16 protein-coding genes are annotated in these 18,275 nt (G+C 64.1%); 9 read left to right on the forward strand and 7 right to left on the reverse strand.

Annotated elements, in window-relative coordinates; all coding sequences use genetic code 11:
- Positions 1-12: 12 nt before the first annotated feature.
- Positions 13-2,211: a sigma-70 family RNA polymerase sigma factor gene (locus BUS42_RS03305; RefSeq protein ID WP_074305238.1), complete on the reverse strand. Its 2,199-nt coding sequence runs from the start codon at positions 2,209-2,211 to the stop codon at positions 13-15.
- Between the two features lie 457 nt (positions 2,212-2,668).
- Positions 2,669-3,472 carry a hypothetical protein gene (locus BUS42_RS42480; protein ID WP_074310630.1) on the reverse strand — a complete coding sequence of 268 codons (804 nt, stop codon included), beginning with the start codon at positions 3,470-3,472 and terminating at the stop codon, positions 2,669-2,671.
- A gap of 764 nt (positions 3,473-4,236) precedes the next feature.
- On the opposite strand from BUS42_RS42480, the gene BUS42_RS44690 reads away from it, so the two are divergent.
- On the forward strand, positions 4,237-5,295 hold the full coding sequence (locus BUS42_RS44690) for a HEAT repeat domain-containing protein (protein ID WP_254053274.1): 1,059 nt from the start codon (positions 4,237-4,239) through the stop codon (positions 5,293-5,295).
- 60 nt (positions 5,296-5,355) lie between these two features.
- Here BUS42_RS44690 and BUS42_RS44695 read toward each other — a convergent pair whose 3' ends face one another.
- Positions 5,356-5,511 (reverse strand): hypothetical protein, encoded by a 156-nt coding sequence (locus BUS42_RS44695; protein WP_254053275.1) that lies wholly within the window; start codon positions 5,509-5,511, stop codon positions 5,356-5,358.
- Position 5,512: 1 nt separating this feature from the next.
- Between BUS42_RS44695 and BUS42_RS44700 the strand changes: the two genes are divergently transcribed.
- Positions 5,513-6,397: a polymorphic toxin-type HINT domain-containing protein gene (locus tag BUS42_RS44700; RefSeq protein WP_254053276.1), complete on the forward strand. Its 885-nt coding sequence runs from the start codon at positions 5,513-5,515 to the stop codon at positions 6,395-6,397.
- Between the two features lie 117 nt (positions 6,398-6,514).
- Here the strand turns inward: BUS42_RS44700 and BUS42_RS03320 are convergent, their stop codons facing one another.
- Positions 6,515-7,468 carry a ribonuclease H family protein gene (locus BUS42_RS03320; RefSeq protein WP_074305240.1) on the reverse strand — a complete coding sequence of 318 codons (954 nt, stop codon included), beginning with the start codon at positions 7,466-7,468 and terminating at the stop codon, positions 6,515-6,517.
- Positions 7,469-7,581: 113 nt separating this feature from the next.
- Positions 7,582-8,454, reverse strand: coding sequence for a ParA family protein (locus tag BUS42_RS03325; RefSeq protein WP_074305242.1), 873 nt, complete (start codon positions 8,452-8,454; stop codon positions 7,582-7,584).
- 412 nt (positions 8,455-8,866) lie between these two features.
- Between BUS42_RS03325 and BUS42_RS03330 the strand changes: the two genes are divergently transcribed.
- The 3 genes from BUS42_RS03330 to BUS42_RS03340 all read left to right on the forward strand — a co-directional run bounded on the left by BUS42_RS03330 (position 8,867) and on the right by BUS42_RS03340 (position 11,686).
- Positions 8,867-9,538 carry an ABC transporter ATP-binding protein gene (locus tag BUS42_RS03330; RefSeq protein WP_074305244.1) on the forward strand — a complete coding sequence of 224 codons (672 nt, stop codon included), beginning with the start codon at positions 8,867-8,869 and terminating at the stop codon, positions 9,536-9,538.
- Positions 9,535-10,911: an ABC transporter permease gene (locus tag BUS42_RS03335; RefSeq protein ID WP_074305246.1), complete on the forward strand. Its 1,377-nt coding sequence runs from the start codon at positions 9,535-9,537 to the stop codon at positions 10,909-10,911. The genes BUS42_RS03330 and BUS42_RS03335 overlap by 4 nt, the downstream gene beginning before the upstream one ends.
- Before the next feature lie 106 nt (positions 10,912-11,017).
- Complete coding sequence (locus BUS42_RS03340; protein WP_254053277.1) at positions 11,018-11,686, forward strand: DUF3299 domain-containing protein; 669 nt, start codon at positions 11,018-11,020, stop codon at positions 11,684-11,686.
- A 61-nt stretch (positions 11,687-11,747) separates the two neighbouring features.
- Here the strand turns inward: BUS42_RS03340 and BUS42_RS03345 are convergent, their stop codons facing one another.
- Positions 11,748-12,647: an SMP-30/gluconolactonase/LRE family protein gene (locus BUS42_RS03345; protein ID WP_074305250.1), complete on the reverse strand. Its 900-nt coding sequence runs from the start codon at positions 12,645-12,647 to the stop codon at positions 11,748-11,750.
- Positions 12,648-12,993: 346 nt separating this feature from the next.
- On the opposite strand from BUS42_RS03345, the gene BUS42_RS03350 reads away from it, so the two are divergent.
- The 3 genes from BUS42_RS03350 (at position 12,994) to BUS42_RS03360 (ending at position 15,579) form a co-directional block, all read left to right on the forward strand.
- On the forward strand, positions 12,994-14,355 hold the full coding sequence (locus tag BUS42_RS03350; RefSeq protein ID WP_074305251.1) for a tetratricopeptide repeat protein: 1,362 nt from the start codon (positions 12,994-12,996) through the stop codon (positions 14,353-14,355).
- Positions 14,356-14,489: 134 nt separating this feature from the next.
- Positions 14,490-14,774: a 30S ribosomal protein S20 gene (rpsT, locus tag BUS42_RS03355; RefSeq protein ID WP_074305253.1), complete on the forward strand. Its 285-nt coding sequence runs from the start codon at positions 14,490-14,492 to the stop codon at positions 14,772-14,774.
- Between the two features lie 97 nt (positions 14,775-14,871).
- Entirely contained in the window at positions 14,872-15,579 is a 708-nt protein-coding gene (locus tag BUS42_RS03360; protein WP_074305255.1) for an endonuclease III domain-containing protein, read from the forward strand.
- A gap of 94 nt (positions 15,580-15,673) precedes the next feature.
- Here BUS42_RS03360 and BUS42_RS03365 read toward each other — a convergent pair whose 3' ends face one another.
- On the reverse strand, positions 15,674-16,831 hold the full coding sequence (locus BUS42_RS03365) for a LolA family protein (protein WP_254053278.1): 1,158 nt from the start codon (positions 16,829-16,831) through the stop codon (positions 15,674-15,676).
- Positions 16,832-17,058: 227 nt separating this feature from the next.
- Here BUS42_RS03365 and BUS42_RS44240 point away from each other — a divergent pair, with 227 nt between their 5' ends.
- Positions 17,059-18,087, forward strand: a complete 1,029-nt coding sequence (locus BUS42_RS44240; protein WP_216821000.1) for a hypothetical protein — start codon at positions 17,059-17,061, stop codon at positions 18,085-18,087.
- The last annotated feature ends 188 nt before the right edge of the window (positions 18,088-18,275 follow it).

Raw genomic sequence — 18,275 nt, forward strand, 5'->3', positions numbered from 1 at the left:
CATCATCGGCCGCTAAGGAAGTGGGTTCGGCTTTTTCCAGTTCACGTCGATCGCGCGATCGGCCACGCGCTCGCCGCTCTTGAGTCCACGCTTGATTTCGACGACCCAGCCGTCGGATTCCCCCAGGGTCACCTCACGCCAGTCAACGTCGCCGTCGGGTTTCTTGACCGCGACGTAGTCGTTCTCTTCGTCACGGCGCACCGCCTGAAGGGGGACGCTGAGCACGTCGTCGAGGTCGAGGACGAAGATTTCGGCCAGGGCTGTCATACCGGGCCGGAGGCCACGCGGTCGATTCTCGATGATGACGATTGTGTCATAGACCTTGGTGTCGGATTGTTGTCCGGCGGTTCTGGGAGCGGGACGTGGAGCAACCGATTCGATCAGGCCGGTCATGACCTGATCTGGAAATGCGTCGACCTTGATGCGGACCCGCAACCCCGGCCGGAGTTGGTGGACGTAGGCTTCTTTTGCCTTGGCGTGCAGCCGAAACGGCTGGTCGAGATCGTCCACCCGCACGAAGTTTTGCCGCCCCATGATTGAGGTTCCCTGCTCGATTCCCCCGGGCAAGTTGGCGTGGACGAGGAGTCCGTCGGTTGGGGCGTAGAGCTTGCAGAAATCGATTTGGGCCTCGAGGTACTCCTGCTTTTTCTTCTCCTTGTCCAGAAACTGGTGCTTGGTAAGTTCGGTGTCTTGCGCTGTCTCGATGTCGATCTTGAGTAAGCGGATCGTCTTATCCCGGGTGAACCTTTCGAGTACCTCGAGCTTGGCTTTGGCCAGTTCAACTCCCTTCCTCTCTCGCAAGAGGGTCTGTTCGCTCTCATCAATGCGGTTGTCAAGCTCGACCTCGGTCACGAGATCGGCGGACGTCTTGGTCTCGGGCTTCGCGTTGTTGAGCCGTTCCCGGGCTTGGCGGGTTCGTTCGAGTCGACCCTTGGCTTTCTGAATCGCCGACTGGCCGATTTCGATCACCCCCAACAAGGCCTCGCGCTCTTGGACGTAGATCCCCTGGGCATACTCGTCGAGCGCGGACTCGGCGAGCTCACGCCCAAGCTTGCCCTTCTGATACGCCCGCTCGGCCCCTGACACCACGAGCCGTTGGTTGGTCAACTGGTCCCTCAGGACCGCCGAATCGAGTTCGCAGACGAGGTCCCCCTTCTTGACCAAGCTGCCGTCGGGAACGATCGAGACGATGGAGGTCGGCTCCGCAACCTTGTTGATCAGAGTGGGAGTGTGGGTCGCCTCGATCACCCCTCGCTCGTTCAATGTCCTTTTGAGTGGGCCCCGCTTGACCTCGATCGTCGACAACGCGTCGGCAACCCCCGCGGGGCGAGCCGGAACCACCGGCTCCTCTTTTTGGGCAAGTAAGTCCACCCCGGACGCCGTCGCGGCCACAACGAGGAGGACCGACGCCGCCTTCAATGTTCGGATGAGCGTCATTGTTCTAAGAACCTCCTGGGCAAGGATCGCCGCCGATTCTCGGAGCACGGTCCGAGCGATCACGAACTGAGAAGCCACACGGATGGTCGACTGCACCAGTGCGGGGAAAACCAGGGCCTCGACGCCCTCGAGCTTCAAGGCGGGAGCCAGCGGCCAAACGCTGGGAGCGAGACCACGGCGGAAGAGTTGATCGCGAAGCCGGTCTCGCCCCCGGGACAGCCGGCTCTTGACCGTCCCGACCGGCCAGCCCAGGTGTCGCGCGGCCTGCTCGTGGGTGCCCCCTTCGAGGTCACAAAGCACCAAGGGAGCCCGGAATCGTTCGGGAAGTCGGTTGATCTCCTCGTGGAGTACCTGCCCGAGTTCGTCCCGTGTCTCGACTTGCTCCTCCTTCTTTCGTTCCGCTGCGGCCCGTTCGTGCCGACGCCGACGCAGTGCGGCCGACCGGGCACATGCGGCCGTGCGGTACGCCACTTGATGGAGCCAGGGGCCAATCGAGTCGCGCACCCAGAGCGTTCGGGCTTTCCCGACCAGGACCAAGAACGTGGCCTGGAACGCATCCTGCGCCTCATGCGAGTCGGCGAGTACGCCCCGGCAAACCCGCAGCACCATCGGGCCATGGCGTTCGACCAAGAGCTCGAAGGCAAGCTCCGCGGCCTCCCCTCGCACGGTCACGAACCGTTCGAGAAGTTGACCGTCGGTCAGCTCTCCGAGCGCCCCGACGTCAAAGAGCGCGCGAAGCTCTCTGAGGTAACTCTTATCTCGGCCGATCGCCACAGGTCTTGATTCTCCAACTCGATCCCGGTCTCCAGTCGCTACGAGTAATGTAACGGCGGGGGCCGGTGGTTCCCACTTTCTGGAAGACCGGATCGATTCGGCTAGAATGGACTCAGAGTCTGTCTCGGAAGGTCAGGGTAAACCGGGAGATGAAGGACGTTTGGGTGCCACGGGGTCCGTACTCGGACCCCGTGCGCGCCAGGCCAAGGCATTCGCGCATGGGTTCCGAGTACGGAACCCATGGCACCCGGCAGATCATCAGTGACTCAGGTGGGATTGACCTTGCGGGACAGACTCTCAGCACCCCAGCCGTTGCGCGCGGCCGGCGGAGTCAAATGGAATTATGAATTAAAATTATTGTTATTTTTTTGTGTAATTGCGAGTGTTATGCCGTGGCTTCGCCGCCTCGTGCCAGATTGTGACCCGTCCGGCGTTCGTGCGGTCACTGTTTGCCTTGTCATGGGCGTTGTCCGGCGGGCGACTCCGTTCGTTTGCCCGGTTGTGCCAGCACTAATTTCCTCCGCGCCCGATCGATTCCCACCAGGCCGCCCGTGCTGGGATCATCGGCGATTCCCTGGCCGGTGAACGGGACCGCCTGCTTTTCGACGAGTTGAAACTGACCGTTGCGCAACTGGAATCGGAAGAGCACCGGGTCGTCGTGGCCGGTGACCAGCAGGGAGCCGTCACGCCACACTCCCCCGGAGAAGCTGTATTCATGGAGCTCATGAAAGATTTCGGGGGGATAAGTCCAGCGGCCCTGCTCGTGCCATGAGTCGTCGTATTTGACGAGGAAGGTTTTGGCGTTCTCGGCGCCGTAGCGTGCGAAGTTGCACCACCAGTTCCCCTCGTGGCGCACGGACCAGGTCAGGCTGCCGCCGGCGCTGCCGAAGTCCTTGTAGGTCGAGAGTTGCATGGTCTCGGGGTCGAGGACCATGATTTTGCTCTGCTCGGGAAGCTTCGGGAAATTGGAATGGGCGCAGTAGACGCGACCCTCCCAGAGGAAGCCGCTATTGAGATGCTCGGCCTTGCCGGTGCTGACGGCCACTCGCTGTCCGGTCCCCCGATCATATTTGGCGACGAGCGTGTTCGTGATGGCGTAGAGGAACCGCTCGTCGGCCGCCGCGGCTTGCCTCGCTTCCGGGGCTGGCCATTCGCTTGCCTTCTCCCATGGCGTTTGCGCGACGACGAACGCCGGCAGTGTGCTGGAGCATAGCCATGCCGCGATCAGCAAGCTCTTGGTCGTCAACCTGGGGCGTCGCATGGGGCTCAGCTTTCTGCAAACCGCGGGATCGGAAACGGCGAGTCGGTGGTCCGCGGCCCACCCGGGAAGAGGGCGGTCGATCCGTCGAGTCGCCTGGACTGGTTCGGACGCAATATCCTCGCATCCCCAGATCCTTCGTGCCATCGAATTCTCTCGGCCCACGTTGCTCTGTCTTTGAAGAATGAGTGAGTTTGGATAAATGTGTTTTTTGGGACTGTGGCCCGGTTTTTCAAGTGTGAAAAACGCATGGACAAGGCAAAGTTTCTCGAAGCTTTGCCCCCTTTTGTCTGCGTGAGAAATCTTGCCGGAGTGGATGGCCGAGGCGTGGGTAGCAGAAAAAGCGTGTCAACCGAAAGGCTGAATTGGCCCGCCAGGTCAGCAAGTGTGGCATGATTATGTATGGATGTAAATGATGCGATTTGAGTGTGCGTTTTTCCTGGCGACGATACTCAGAATCGGGAGGATCAGGACATTGGTGCGGCAATCCATGTGTCTGTTCGCGATCAAGGCTCGTCGTTCACGGTGACGGGCCGCGCGGAGCCGAGGGATCGAGGACCGTGGCCCGGCGCGGGACGAACTGGCGCGAATCTGGATTTTCGGCGTTAGGTTTGACGGTTTCGGGCTGACTCTCCTAGAAGTAGCCTTGTGCGACCGGGCCTGACGAGCTCGGGCGGTGGTTGGCACGTGTCGAGCCGAATCCCGTTTGCGGATCGGTCGCAGTCTTGGCGGCCTGTGGGGTGCCTGATGCTTGGGAGCCGAGAGCCATGTTTGCTGTCATCGTGGTCGTTGCCGGATTCCTGTCGCTGTCCTCGGATGAGTCGAGATCGCCCACGCCCGCGGTGCTCGCGGAGTACGAGGCCGCTCGGGCTCGCGCCGGGCGCGACACTCACGCCCACGTCAAGCTTGCGCTCTGGTGCGAGGCCCACGGTCTGAACGCCGAACGGATGACGCACCTTGCAATCGCCGTGCTCACCGATCCGAAGAACCTCACGGCTCGAGGTCTCATGGGCCAGGTCGCCTACCAAGGGCAATGGCAGCGGCCCGAGGCGGTTCCTGATCGCGTGCTCGCCGATGCCGACCTGTCGGCCGCGCTGGCCGAGTACAACGCCCGACGCGCCCGCGTGGCGATGACGGCCGACGCCCAGTGGCGGCTGGCTCTCTGGTGCCAGGAGCATGGCCTCGACGCCGAGGCGGAGGCTCACTTGACGACTGTGGTGCGGCTCGACCCCGGGCACGCGGCGGCCTGGAAACGACTCGGGTGCAAAAAGGTCGGCGGCCGGTGGGTCAGCGCCGAGCAACTCGCGGCCGAGAAGGCCGAGGCCGCGACCCAGAAGGAGGCGGGCGCACGGTGGAAGAACGTGCTCGCGAAGTATCGCGGCTGGCTCGGGGGCCAGGACAAGGCGAAGCGGCAGCATGCCGAGGCGGCCCTCGAACAGGTTAACGACCCCCGCGCCGTGTCGGCGGTCTGGTCGGTTTTCGCTTCCGGTGACGCGAGCGCCCAGGCACGGGCGGTGCGAATCCTTGGCCAGATCGACGGGCCGAATGCGTCGCGGGCTCTGGCGGTCCTGAGCGTGTTCTCTCCCTCCGCCGAGGTGCGTCGGGTCGCGACCGAGACGCTCCGCCATCGCGACCTGCGCGACGTGGTCGGCTGGCTGATCGCCCTGATCCGCAAGCCGATGAAGTTCGAGGTCCGACTGGTCGCCGGCCCGGGTTCCCCAGGCGTCCTGTTCGTCGAAGGGGAGCGATTCAATGTTCAGCGGGTGTACGCTCCGCCTCCCTTGCCCAACATCCCACTTTTTCCCGGCGAGCCGGTGACTTTATGACGCGGCGGGACTGCCGGTCGTCTCGCGGTTCCTGGGATCCTCGGTGAGGGAGGATGGTCCTCAACTGATCCAGGAGGCTCGGGTCACGATCGACCAGTACTTAGGCTGGGCGCCGACCGATTCGGAGACCGCCGGGCTGATCGCGAAGGCACGGCAGAATCCCCAGAGTTCCTTCCGTCCGAATGGTAGGAGGACCGTGACCGTTGTGGAGAGCAAAGTGAGCTCCACGCCTCAGGATACCGTGTTCCAGATCCCGATCGGCCAGATCTTGCTCCAGTACCGGACGGCGGCCTTGGTCGCACAGCGGCAGGAAGACATGGATGTTCAGGCGATCGAGCGATTCAATGCCGAAGTCGGCCGGTCGAACGAGCGGGTCCTCGGGGTGCTCACCGACATTACCGGGCACGAAGAAAGGGCCGACTCACAGGCATGGGCCGCGTGGTGGACCGATCAACAGGGATACGCTTACAAGTCTCCCACGTCGGATCCGAAGCCGACGATCGTCCAGGACGTGCCGCTCGTCTACATTCCTCAACTTGCCCCGATCAACCCCCAGGTTGTGCAGAGTGGGCCGACCACCACCACGAACTCGGTGACAGCGTCGAATCACAGTTGCTTCCGCGCCGGGACCGTGGTCCGGACGCTTACCGGGGCGCGGCCGATCGAGTCGATCGCGGTGGGCGACCGGGTGCTGGTCGAGGACACGGCGACGGGGGCCCTGAGTTACCAGGCGACGTTGGCGGTCTTTCACAACCGGCCGGCTCGGCTCTACCGGATCGAGCTCGGGGACGAGACGATCTGGGCCACGGGCATCCACCGGTTCTGGAAAGCGGGACTGGGCTGGACGATGGTCCGCGACCTCAAGCCCGGCGACGTGCTCCGCACGCTCGGGAACACGGCGACGGTCGGATCGGTGGAGGAAGGGACGGTCGAGCCCGTCTACAACTTGGAGGTTGCGGGGGGCCAGAGCTTCTTCGTCGGGATGCTCGGGGCCCTCGTTCACGACAACAGCCTGGTTCGGCCCGTCGCCGAGCCGTTTGACGCGAGCCTCCGAGGGCGGAACGAGCCTGCCGACGAGCCGGACGCCACTGTCAGGAATTGAGCCCGTCGGGGCCGCTGGGTTGAGAGCGTCTCCCGTGCAAAGCCGAGAATTTTTGCTCCTTGAAACTACGGACGCCCCCCCCTCGCAGGGTGTTGTGAGACGCGGTAAGCGCCCGGTCTATTTGGCCCGCCACCAAAGCGCGGGAGGCAGGCCGCGTGCCTGGCAAGCGGGCTCGATGGCCTGGCGGAACCGTTGGGCGTCGAGGGGGTATCCGGCGGTGGGTCGGAGGTCGGGGAATTGGGCGAGCCAGTGGGCGTTGAAGGCGTCCATCCAGGCTTCGCGAACGGTCTTGCTCACGATCGAGGCCAAGGCGACGAGGCCATCGTCGGCGTCGGCCCGGGGGACCAAGCTCAGCTCGAGGTGCCGGCCCGGGCTCTTGATCGTGTACTGGCTGAGCGCTGGGCCTTCGGGGCCGCGGTCGATCCAGACGTCTTCGAAGAGGGCTTGGAGCGGCTCCATGTAGAAGTGACGCCCGCCATGCTTGTCCGAGCGGACGGCGGTCGGTGTCCCATCGCCCGCTCGCTCCCAGAGGGATCGGAGGAGCTGTGCGAATGCGGCGAAATGGACCTTGGCCTTCGATTGCGCGGGCGCGAGGCCCGCATTGAACCGGGCAGGGCCGACGACCACGGTCCGGACCCCCACAATCCGCCAGGGAACTCCAGCGAGTGGGGAGACCGACCACCGATCGTGGAGCTCGCGCGACTCGGCTCGGGGCCAGGACGGATTATCATCCTCGTCGAGCCAGAGGGCGAGTTCGACGTCGGTGAGCGTGCCGGCGCCGATCGCTTGGAGGAGGTCGCCGACCGTGCCAGGGAGTTCCAGTCCGGCGGCCGCCAAGGTCGCGAGGCAGCCGGCTTCGAGTCGTTCTCGACCGCGTCCGCCCTTGAGGATCGCCTTGGAGTCGTCGACCCAGAGGCGATCCGGAGCGCCCTTGGCGCGGGCAACCGTCGAGGCGAGATCGCCCCAGAGGTCGGGGGGACTCGGCCCTGGGCCTTCGGCGATGACCGCCGTCATGACGAGGGGACCCAGGTTCGGCCCGTAGCCCGCCTCGTCGATGCCTACCCAACGCATGGTGGTTCCGCTCGAGGTGGATCGTCCTCTTTTTTTATTGAGTTTCTCAAAAAGGGAGCGAAAAGCAGAAAGGCAAGGGGGCGATCCGCTCCCCGCTCGCCTTCTTGGGAAACTTAGGCGATCCGCGCCGTCGGCGCGTCTTCGCGGGCTCCGTCCGAGCCGTGGGCCCGAGCGCCGGAACCGATCCAGAGCGAGGCGGGCTCGCGGCCTTGGAGCTCGGCCGCCAGCGAGGCGTAATCCTCCGCGCCTCGGCTGCTCGGAGCGTACTGGAAGATCGATTGGCCGAAGCTGGGACACTCGGCCAGGCGGATGTTCCGCCGGATCCGGGTGCGGTAGACCTGGGCATCCGACCAGGGCATCGGAGCGCCGCGGCGTCCGTCGAAGAAGCGGTCGAGGTCTTCGATCACCTCGCCACCGAGCCGGGTGCCCGCGTCGTAGAGGCAGAGGAGCACTCCGGCGACACGCAACTCACGGTTGACGCGCTTGGCGACCAGGTTGATGGTCTCGAGCAACTTCGAGAGCCCGTGCAACGCCAGGAAGTGGGCCTGCAACGGGATGAGCACCTCTTTCGCGGCACAGAGCGCATTCAGCGTCAAAATGCTCAGCGACGGAGGACAGTCCATCAGGACGTATTCGAACGATTCGGTATCGGCCTCGAGCTGGTCGCGAAGGATGGTCTCGCGCCCGACCATGTTGATCAGCTCGAGCTCCGCTCCGGCCAGGTCGATATGGCTGCCGCAAATATAGAGGTTGGGCGCGACCTCGCGGCGGACTTCTTCCAGGGGCATTCCCTGGGTCAGGACATCGTAGAGCGACGGTCCCGAGCGGCCGGGGAGCAGACCGAGGTGGAGCGTTGCGTGTGCCTGGGGGTCGAGGTCGAGCACGAGCGTTCGGTGCCCCTCGGCGGCCAGTGCGGCGGCGAGGTTCACGGTCGAAGTCGTCTTGCCCACCCCGCCTTTCTGATTTAGTACGGCGATCCGTCGCATGGTGGATTCCCTCCTCCTGGGGGTCCCTTTCGTTCGCCGCTCGCCCCGACAGGCGCCACGGTCTTATGCGGGAGTTTATTCTATTCATCTCCGAACGCAAAGCCGAATTGCGCCGAGACGAACCCCCGGGAAGCCTCTTGGGTTAGGTGTCGATTCGTGCCTTGCGAAACGCCCGAAAGATTTCGGTCGCCGTGGACCTTGAAGGGCTCGGCGGGAACCCTGCGAGATTCGCGGCGACTTGACTCTGATCTTATCGGTTGGATCACGACCGAACACCAAGTCTCTCTTCCCTTCCACCCAATCTTCGGCTTTCTCCCGTCGCCGGGGAATCATGACCGTTATGATTGTGAGGATCGCTCTTGACGCGGGATCGTGCCGACTTGAAGCTAGATGATTTCACAGGAACGGACGGATGCTGCTCCTCAGGAATGTGAAGAAATCGTTCGCGGAACCAGGCGGCGGCCGGCTCCCGATCCTGGACGTCGCGGAGTTTCAGGTCGACGCGGGCGAGCAGGTCGTGCTGGTCGGGCGGAGTGGCTGTGGCAAGACCACGCTCTTGCACGTGATCGCCGGGATCAGCACGCCCGACTCGGGCGAGATCCAGGTGGACGGGCGTGACCTTGTGCGGCTCCACGAGGCGGAGCGGGACCGGTTTCGGGCGGAGAATATCGGGTACGTGTTCCAGTCGTTCAACCTGCTGGCCGGGTTCACGGCGCTGGAGAACGTTCTGCTCGGGATGGCGTTCGGTCAAGGCCGGCGCGACACCGCGCGCGCCCGTGAACTGCTCGATCGGGTTGGATTGGCTCACCGGCAGCGGCACAAGCCTGCGCAGCTCTCGATCGGCGAACAACAGCGGGTGGCGGTGGCCCGATCGTTGGCGAACCGGCCCCGGCTCCTGCTCGCGGACGAGCCGACCGCGAGCGTGGACGCCAAGAACCAGCAGCAGGTCATCGACCTGATCCGCGAGACCTGCGAAGAGGAGGGCGTCGCCCTGCTGCTGGTCACGCATGCCCCGGAGATTGCGACCCGGTTTGAACGGATCGTGCAACTCGAGAACCTCAACAAGGTGGCGGCCCTCATATGAGTCTCATCGCGATTGCCTGGCGGAGCCTCACGCAGCGGGCCTTGGCCTCGACGCTGACCGGCCTTTCGATGGCCCTCGGGGTGGCGCTCGTGGTCATGGTGCTGGTCGCCTACCACGTCATCTCCGACTCCTTTCAGCGCGGTGCCGGCGGGGGCTACGACGTGATCGTCGGCGCCAAGGGGGGGAAGCTCCAACTCGTGCTCAACACGGTCTATCACCTGAGCACGCCCGTCGAGAACATCCCTTACTCGGTGTACCGCGACCTCAGCGAAGGTAAGTTCAAGCCCTACGTGACCCGGGCGATTCCCTACTGCCTGGGAGATAATTACGAAGGCCAACGCGTGGTCGCCACCGTCCCCGCCCTGTTCGCCGAGACCCAGTACGCACCGGGGCGAAAATACGCCTTCAGCGCGGGACGGAACTTTCAGTCCAACCACTACTTCGAGGGAATCCTCGGCGCCCTGGCGGCCACGCGAACCGGCCTCAAAGTCGGCGACACGTTTCGGCCGACCCACGGCGTGAGCGACGACGGCCAAGGGCACGAACACGAGGCCTTCAAGGTCGTCGGTATCCTCGAACCCACCGGAACGCCGAACGACCGCGCTCTCTTCATCAACATCGAGGGCTTCTATCTCCTCGAAAACCATGCCAAGCCGGTCGGCATCGGCCCGAACCCAACGACGGACATCGCCACCGGCCATGAAGCGCCCGCGGCCGTGCCCAAGGATCATGCAGGGGGAAAGCACGAGGCCCACGAGCATGAGCATGACCCTGATCATGACCACGATCACGAGCATGGCCATACCCCGCTCTCTGAGGACCAACGCGAGTTGACGGCAGTGCTGGTCCGGACGGCTTCGCCCGCCGCGTCGATCCAATTGCCGAACCTGATCAACGAAGGGTCGGCAGCCCAGGCCGTGATGCCGGTCCGGGAGATCTGTGGGCTCTTCGACGTCATCGTTGGACCGATCGAGACGGTCTTGCTTGCGCTTACGGGGCTGATCGTGGTGGTTTCGGGGGTTGGCATTCTGGTCAGCATCTACAATTCGATGAGCGAGCGTCGGCGCGAGATCGCGGTGATGCGTGCCCTGGGGGCGCGGCGATCGACCGTGCGGACGATCGTGCTCCTCGAGTCGATGCTGCTGTCGCTGTCGGGAGGCCTGGCAGGGTGGATCCTCGGTCGTGCCCTGATCGCCGCACTCAGTCCGGCGATCGCGACCCGGACGGGGGTCGTGATCGGATTCGCGCCGTTGATTCCGGCCGAGTTGGCGCTCGTCCCGGCCCTGATCGTGCTCTCGGCCCTGGCCGGCTATCTGCCGGCGATGACGGCCTACCGAACCGACGTTTCCAAGGCCCTGGCCTCAGCGCCTTGATCCGTTCCGTTCCAGTTTTCGCAATCGATTCCGAGGTAATCCCAATCATCCCTGATGGTCCCAGGAAAACGAGCCGGGACGGAGGCACGAAACGATGGAGAAGTCGATGACCGTTCGAGAGCCTGTGGCGGATCTGCCTGAGGAGATTGTCTCCTACCGTCCGATCAGCCCGGCCGCCGCAGTGAGCGTGGTCACGGGCTTGCTCGCCTTGCTCTCGGCCGCGCTGGTGTACGACCTGGGGGTGGCCACCTTCATCTTCGCGTCCGTGGTGGGTCTTTTCACCGGGTTTCGCGGCCTGTCCGCCGTTCGACGCTACGACATGGCGGGTCGTGGGGCGGCGAAGGCGGGTCTCGCCCTTTCCGTTCTGGCGCTCGCGACCGGCGGCGCCGTCATGGGCTATCATGCCGCGAATGACGTGCCCGAGGGTTGCATCCCCATTTCCTACGAGCCCTTGCAGTCGAAAGGGGGCGAGATGATCCCCGCGTCGGCGAAGGAGCTCGACGGCAAGAAAGTGTATATCAAGGGGTATATGTACCCGACCGATCAGACGACGGGCATCAAGGAGTTCGTCCTCTGCCGGGACAACGGGACTTGCTGCTTCGGCGGACAGCCCAAACTCACCGACATGATCCAGGTGAAGCTGAAGGAGCCGCTCGCCCTCGACTACCACACCGGCCTGCGGTACATCGCGGGCAATTTCAAGGTGGAACAGAACCAGGCGCCCGGGTCACTCGGCACCGTGCTCTACCACCTCGACGCGGACTACGCGAAGTAAAAAAAAGCGGAGTGGGCGAACACCTGACCGTTCGTCCACTCGTCTCGATCGCGTCGACGGATCAGGCCGACGGGCCGCGCGGGGTGAACGGCGGGAGGATGCCGGCGACGTTGAGGCGAACGCGATAGAGGCTATCGACGACGGTCAGGGTCAGCGCCTTGGCATCGGGATCGGACCAGGCGAGGTTGGCGGGGCGTTTCGGCAGGGTGATGATTCCGAGGAGCGTGCCCCCGGCATCGTAAACCCAGACGCCTTGGGCGACGGCGACGTAGACCCGGCCGTCGCGATCCACCTTCATGCCGTCGGGGCCGCCGGGCTGGTCGGGATCCATGGTCGCGAACACCCGGCTCGAGCCGATCCGGAGCGTTCCCGAAGGTTCCACGTCGAAGGCGCGGACGTGATAGCGCGCGGTGTCGCAGACGTAGAGCGTTCGCTCGTCGGGGGAAAAGGCCAGGCCGTTCGGCTTCTCGAAGTCGTCCGCCAGGAGCCGCGTTTCGCCCTGGCCATCGAGGAAGTAGACCCCTTGGAAATGCAGTTCCCGGTCCTTGGGGGCCACGCCGTAGGGGGGATCGGTGAAGTAGAGCCCGCCGTCGGAGCGCGCCACGATGTCGTTCGGGCTGTTGAGCCGCTTGCCCGACCAGGTCTCAGTGACTGTTCGGACGTCGGTGCCGTCGGGATTCATGGCGGAGATCCGCCGGCCGTTCTGTTCGCAGAAGACGATGCGGCCGTCGGCGGCGTAGGTCTGGCCGTTGGCGGCGCCGGTCTGTTCGCGAACGATCTGGACCGTGCGATCGGGCAGCAGTCGGTAGGTCCGCTCGGCGCGGATGTCTTGAAATAGGACGGAACCGTCGGGCGACCAGAGCGGTCCCTCGGTGAACTGGAACAGGCCCTGGGCCAGTGGCTCGGGCTCTGCTTCGGCCACAATCTGGGATAACCCCGCGTCCCGCAAAATCCGAGTCATTGCGCTAACCCTCCTAGAAACTGTTATCCGGAGTTGACCGCGGGCACGGAAGCCTGCACAATTTAGGGCGGAGCCGCTCGACGACCGAGGGTTCTCGCTCTTCCAAGAAAACACAGAACCTAGGGAGACGAGAAGCGCAAATCCACGGCCTGGAACTGGATTCGTCCGTCTGGTCGTCCCGGCTCGCATCGTCTGAAGTTCAGTCTTGCATAGCAGGTTGTGTGCGGTTTCACTAGGATTGAAGGTCGGGTCGTGCCTCGCAACGCTGCCGCGGGGGGTCGTTTGGAGCATTGCGTGGGCTCCCGACAGTACTGCGCCACGTCTCGGTTTCGGAGGGTTCGCCCTGATGTCCTCGGGATCGGATTTCACCAAGGCCCAGACTTTTTTCAATTACGGCAACGATGCCGCGATGAAGCAGAACTTCGAGTACGCGATCCAGATGTATCGGGAAGCGTGCAAGCTCGACGTGGAAAATCTGCTCTACCGTGCCGCGCTCCGTGGCATTGAGAAAAAAAAGTTTGGCAACGACCCGTCGAAGGTCGGCCGCCTGGCCGGTGCGAAGAACCAGCCGATCCGGCTCCGCGCTCGGGCCTCGAAGGCCAAGAGCAACTGGAAGAATGTTCTGGAAATCTGCGAAGAGGCGTTCGTCAACAATCCGTGGGATCTCTCGGTCTCTCGGGATGCCGCCGAAGCGGCCGAACAGTTGGGCTATAACGGCCTGGCTCAGTGGCTGGTCGAGGCGGTCCAAGCGCAGGCGACCGACGCCGAGTTCTTCCGGTTCGCCGGCCACATTCACGAGATCAACGAGAGCTGGCCCAAGGCAATCGCCTGTTGGGAGAAGGTCAAGAAGCTCGACCCCAACGATGAAAACGCAAACCGGCAGATCAATGGGCTGTCGGCCCAGGCGTCGATCAAGCGGTCAGGGATCAGCGACGCGATCGACAAGCGCGACGAGACTCCGGCCGGCCCGGGCGAGGCTGAACTCGAGGAGATGAAGGCCCAGAAGCTGAGCCCCGAGGAACGCTACCAGAAAGAGATCCTTGAGGAACCGACGCGGATTTCCTCCTATCTCCAACTGGCGGACCTGTTCAAGCTGCGCGGGCAGCTCGAAGAGGCCGAGAAGGTCATGGCGCGCGGACTCAAGGCCAACCCCGGCAATCGGGACCTGGCCTTCGCCCATGCCGAGATCCAGATCAGCCGGATCCAGGGGGCCATCGATCGTTGCCATCGCAGGCTCGCCGAGAAGCCGGACGACGAGAAGGCCAAGGCGAAGCTCGAAGAGTTCACCACCCTGCTGAACGACTACCAGATCAAAGAGTTTCGGCGCCGGCTCGCGCTCCAGCCCGAAGACATGGGGATCCAGCTCGAACTGGGGATCCGCCTGGCCCAGGCCGGCAAGCACGACGAGGCGATCGCCGCCTTTCAGCAAGCGCGCTCGAGCGCCGACCACAAGGTGAAGGCTCTCCATCAGAGCGGGCTGAGCTTTGAGTCCAAGGGGTCGTTGAAACTGGCCGAGCGGATGTATCAGGACGCGCTGAAGGCGGCCGATTCCACCGACATGGCGGTGACCAACGCCTTGCACTACCGGCTCGGTCGGGTCGCCGAGGCCCAGGGCAATCCGCAGGTGGCCGAAGAGCATTACAACGAGGTCGCCGCCAATGACTACAACTATCTCGACGTCGCTCAACGGCTTCAGAGCTTGAACTGAGATCCCGGTTCGTGATATCCTCGCCGTTTCGCCGAAACTGGAACCTCTGACTGGGGCCAAGGTCGTTACCGCCGCGTCCAACCAACCGGGCGTGTCCGGACCGTACCGATTAAGCCTTTTGGAACGAACAAGTCATGCCGAATACACCTTCCGCGATTAAACGACTGAAGCAGAGCGTCAAGCGCAGGATGCACAACCGGATCGCGAAGAAGATCATCAAGACCTATGTGAAGCGGACCCTGGCGGCGGTCGTCGCCAAGGATTTCGAGAAGGGCGAGGCCGACTTCCGGCTTGCGACCGCCAAGATCGACAAGGCCGGCGTGCGCCGCGTCCTCCATCCCAACACGGCGGCTCGTCGTAAGAGCAAGCTGGCTCGCGATTACAAGGCGGCCGTTGCCAAGGCAAAGGCCACCGCCTAATTCCTTGATGTTGGCATGGTTCTTGAGAACGGGAAGGTGCCGACCTTCTCCATCTTCTCGTTCTGCCTAGGATCGGCGATGAGGCGAGGACTCGGCGATGCCGACCTTCGACGAATCCTTCTCCTCGATCGAACAGACCCTTGGCGAACGATTCGGACGACCCGAGTCGATCGCTGAGGGATCGTTTGATTCCTTCGCCACGGCGATCGCGGTGATTCTCGGGCAGTCGATCGACGCCAAGAAGGTGGCCAAGGGCTTGGAGGCCCTGGCGGAAGCCGGACTCCTCGAGCCCCAGCCGCTCACCGAGGCTGACCCTGCCGAGATCGTCGACGCGTTCAAGGCGTTCGGCGTCTCCCTACCGGCCCGTGTTCTCGGCCCGGTCCGGAGGATGGCGGCCTGGGTGGTGAGTCGCCAGGCGAGCGCTCACGCTCTTGACCCGCTCCGCGATGAATCGATCTCGACCGGCGCGCTTCGTGAAGAGCTGCGCGGCTTGGCTGGGATCGGTCCGGCCACGGCCGACGAAATTCTCCTGCTGGCGGGCCAGCGGGGGGTCTATCCGGTCGATCGGGCGACCTATCGGATTCTGGTCCGACACGGTTGGCTCGATCCGACGGCCGAGTACGAGGAGGCCCGCTCCGTGATGGAGCGGCCGGGCCACGACGATCCGGAGACGCTCCACCGACTCTCGGATGGGTTCGCACGGGTTGGCCGTGAATTCTGCAAGCCGAGCGTGGCCAAATGCGGGCGCTGTCCGCTTCAACCCTTCTTGCCCGAAGGGGGAGCGCTGGAGCCGGATGCCTTTTGAAGGCGTGGAGCCGGGGCTCGGAGTCGCACCAAGAGAACGACCGCGGGCAGGGGCCCCGCGGTCTCAGGAAAAGGCAAATCCCCCAGAGGGCCGCTTACTTCTTGGCCGCTGGCGGGGCGACTTCGCCGGGAGCGGTCGACTTGGGCACGTCGATCGTCTGATTGAGGAGCGGATCCTCCCCCTTGGCGGCTTCCGCCTTTTTCATGGCGGCCTGTCGTGTGGCAGCCTGTTCCAAGCCGTCGAGGATCTCTTTCGTCCTGTCGTCGGCCTGGACGTCTTTCGGAGGCGCGAAGACAAATTCCTGATCGGCCACGGGGGCGTTGAGCTTGACGTCGGAATAAATGAGCTCGATCCGGGTCAAGAGTGGCTTCTGAATCGATCGGAGGGAACCGATCCGCTTGCCGTTGGGCCCGGTTGGTCGGGTGTCTTCGAGGATTGGCGACGTTTGCTGCCCGACGAGCATGACCTTGTAGGGCCAGTAATCGTCCTCACCGAGGTAGACGGTCACCAAGCTTGGGACATAGGACGGCAGCCGCATGGCCGGGGGGAGCGGTTGCAAGTTGGGAGCAACGAGTCCTTCATGGTTTGTCCAGTTTCCCCGGATGATCCAGACCGGCCGACCGTCAAGAGTTCCCTTGGTTTTCTGGTCGAACGTGATCGTCTTGCGGAGGCCGACCAGGAGGGCGTCGGGTCCGGCAAAGCCGAGTTGGATCGTGATTCGTTCGCGCATCTCCTCGTCGAGATCAATTCCCCTCAACTTGGCCAGGATCGCTCCCGCCTCGAGTTTGCGATAGATCTGGGTCTCGAAAACTTTTTGGTATTCCCAGAACGTGGTGCCGTCGCAAACCTGCTGGATGAGGCCTGAGGAATCGGGCAGGTCGTGGACCTCGAGTTTGAGGAAGAACCGGTCCTTGGAAGCCTTGCGGTATCGGCCCTTGATCACGAATTTCTGGTCGAGCATCGCGACTTTTTCGACGAGCTCGGCCGAGACCGAATTGAGGGCCTTGACCTTACTAATGGCCTCGTCGAGCAGGGTCTCGGCCTCGGTCGGAGGCGCGGGCTTGACCGGCGTCGCCCCCGCACCGGCGGGGGGGCCGCCCGCTTGGTTTGGGACGGGCTGGGGCGGCTGCCCATGCGCCTGGAATAGTCCCGACAGAGCGACTGCGATCACGGTCGCGGGGAAGATCCGATTTTTGGGCATGGTAGGGATGTAGGGCTTTTCCTCAAGGGTCGGAAAGGAATGCCCGATCATATCGCTAGGCGTCATACGACGCAAGGCCGGCCAAGGGGGTCGAGAGGTGCACGGCGGAGCCGTACGCTCGCATTCTTTTGGTGTCCGGTCTCCCTCACCCGCGAGGGGCCTCGTCAATGGGCGAGGCGGTTGCGGCGGTTCCGGAACGATGGTGAGTTTTTCCCCGATCGGCGTTCGCCCTTGCTTTGGCGACGGCCGGCCTCGGTCGCGGATGTTGGAGAATATCCATGCATACGATCGGATTGCTGATCCTGGCGGCGGCGACCGCTGGGGACGGATATGGTTACAGTAAACCCAATGTGGGTTTGAAGAAGCTCTTTCGCCCGCATGTGGTGATGCACGGTCCGCCCCCGCCGGGTGGCATGATCGGCCAGAATGGCGCAGCCGGTATGGGCTGTGCGCATGGCCATCCCGGTTGCGACGGCGGCCCGAGCTGCATGGGACCGGGCGGTCCCGGCGGTGGACCGGGCGGTCCCGGTGGACCCGGTGCTCAGGCAGGACGGCGGTTCCCCAACGTCCGGAGCCAGATCTACTTCCTTGACCCTGATACCATGAAGATCGGCTGGCAGACCGGCACCGGCGGACCCGACCGGGTCTACGTCCCGGCCCAGCTCACGGTTCCGGCTCGTTATAACTTCATGCAGGGGTATATCTATCGCCTGAAGTTGACGGACATCCCGGGCCGGCCCGGCGTTCAGCTCTACCCGACGCTCGAGGTTGCCCCTTCGACGCCGCAGACCGACGCCTACCTGACCCACAACCCGATTCCGGTCCAGTTCACGGCCGAAGATTTCGACCAGGTGGTCGACGGCGGGAACTTCGTGACCAAGGTCATCTACCTGCCCGATCCCAAGTTCCAGGAACTGGCGATCGCCGGGGTGGAAACCCTGGTCTCGACCCGGCTGGAACCCGGTGTCGACCCGATCCTCGAGGCCGATAAGCGAGGGACCATCCTCCTGATCGTCCGGGTCGGTGCGATCGACCTTGAGATGCCCGGCTCGGGATCGACGGTCCCCTCGAACGTGATCGGCGGCGTGACCACGGCGCCCGGAACGGTCCTGGCTCCTGGCTCGCTTCCCCCCGGCACGCTTCCCTCGGGAATCGTCTCGCAACCGGCCCTTGAGAACGTGCCGCTGGAAGCGGCTCCGGTCTCGCCGGCCCCGGCTCCCCCTCCGGCTCCCGCTCCGGCTCCCGCCCCGGCCCCAGAGCCAGCGGCGCCGCCGACCGACACGGTGCCTCCGCCCGGCAATCCCTGATCGCGGCTGAGGAGCTCCGGCTCCAACCCTCGTGACTCACCATCGCCCCGGCGGTCGCGTGCTCGAACCGCGATCCGCCGGGGTTTTTCGCACGCCTCGGCGAGGACGTGCGCCGCTCAACGGGCGGCCCGGCCAGCCCAAGGAGCGGACCAAGCCGCCGAGAGACACCCCGGCACCAAATGGGTGCG

It is taken from the genome of Singulisphaera sp. GP187 (genome assembly GCF_900129635.1).
Classification (GTDB): domain Bacteria; phylum Planctomycetota; class Planctomycetia; order Isosphaerales; family Isosphaeraceae; genus Singulisphaera.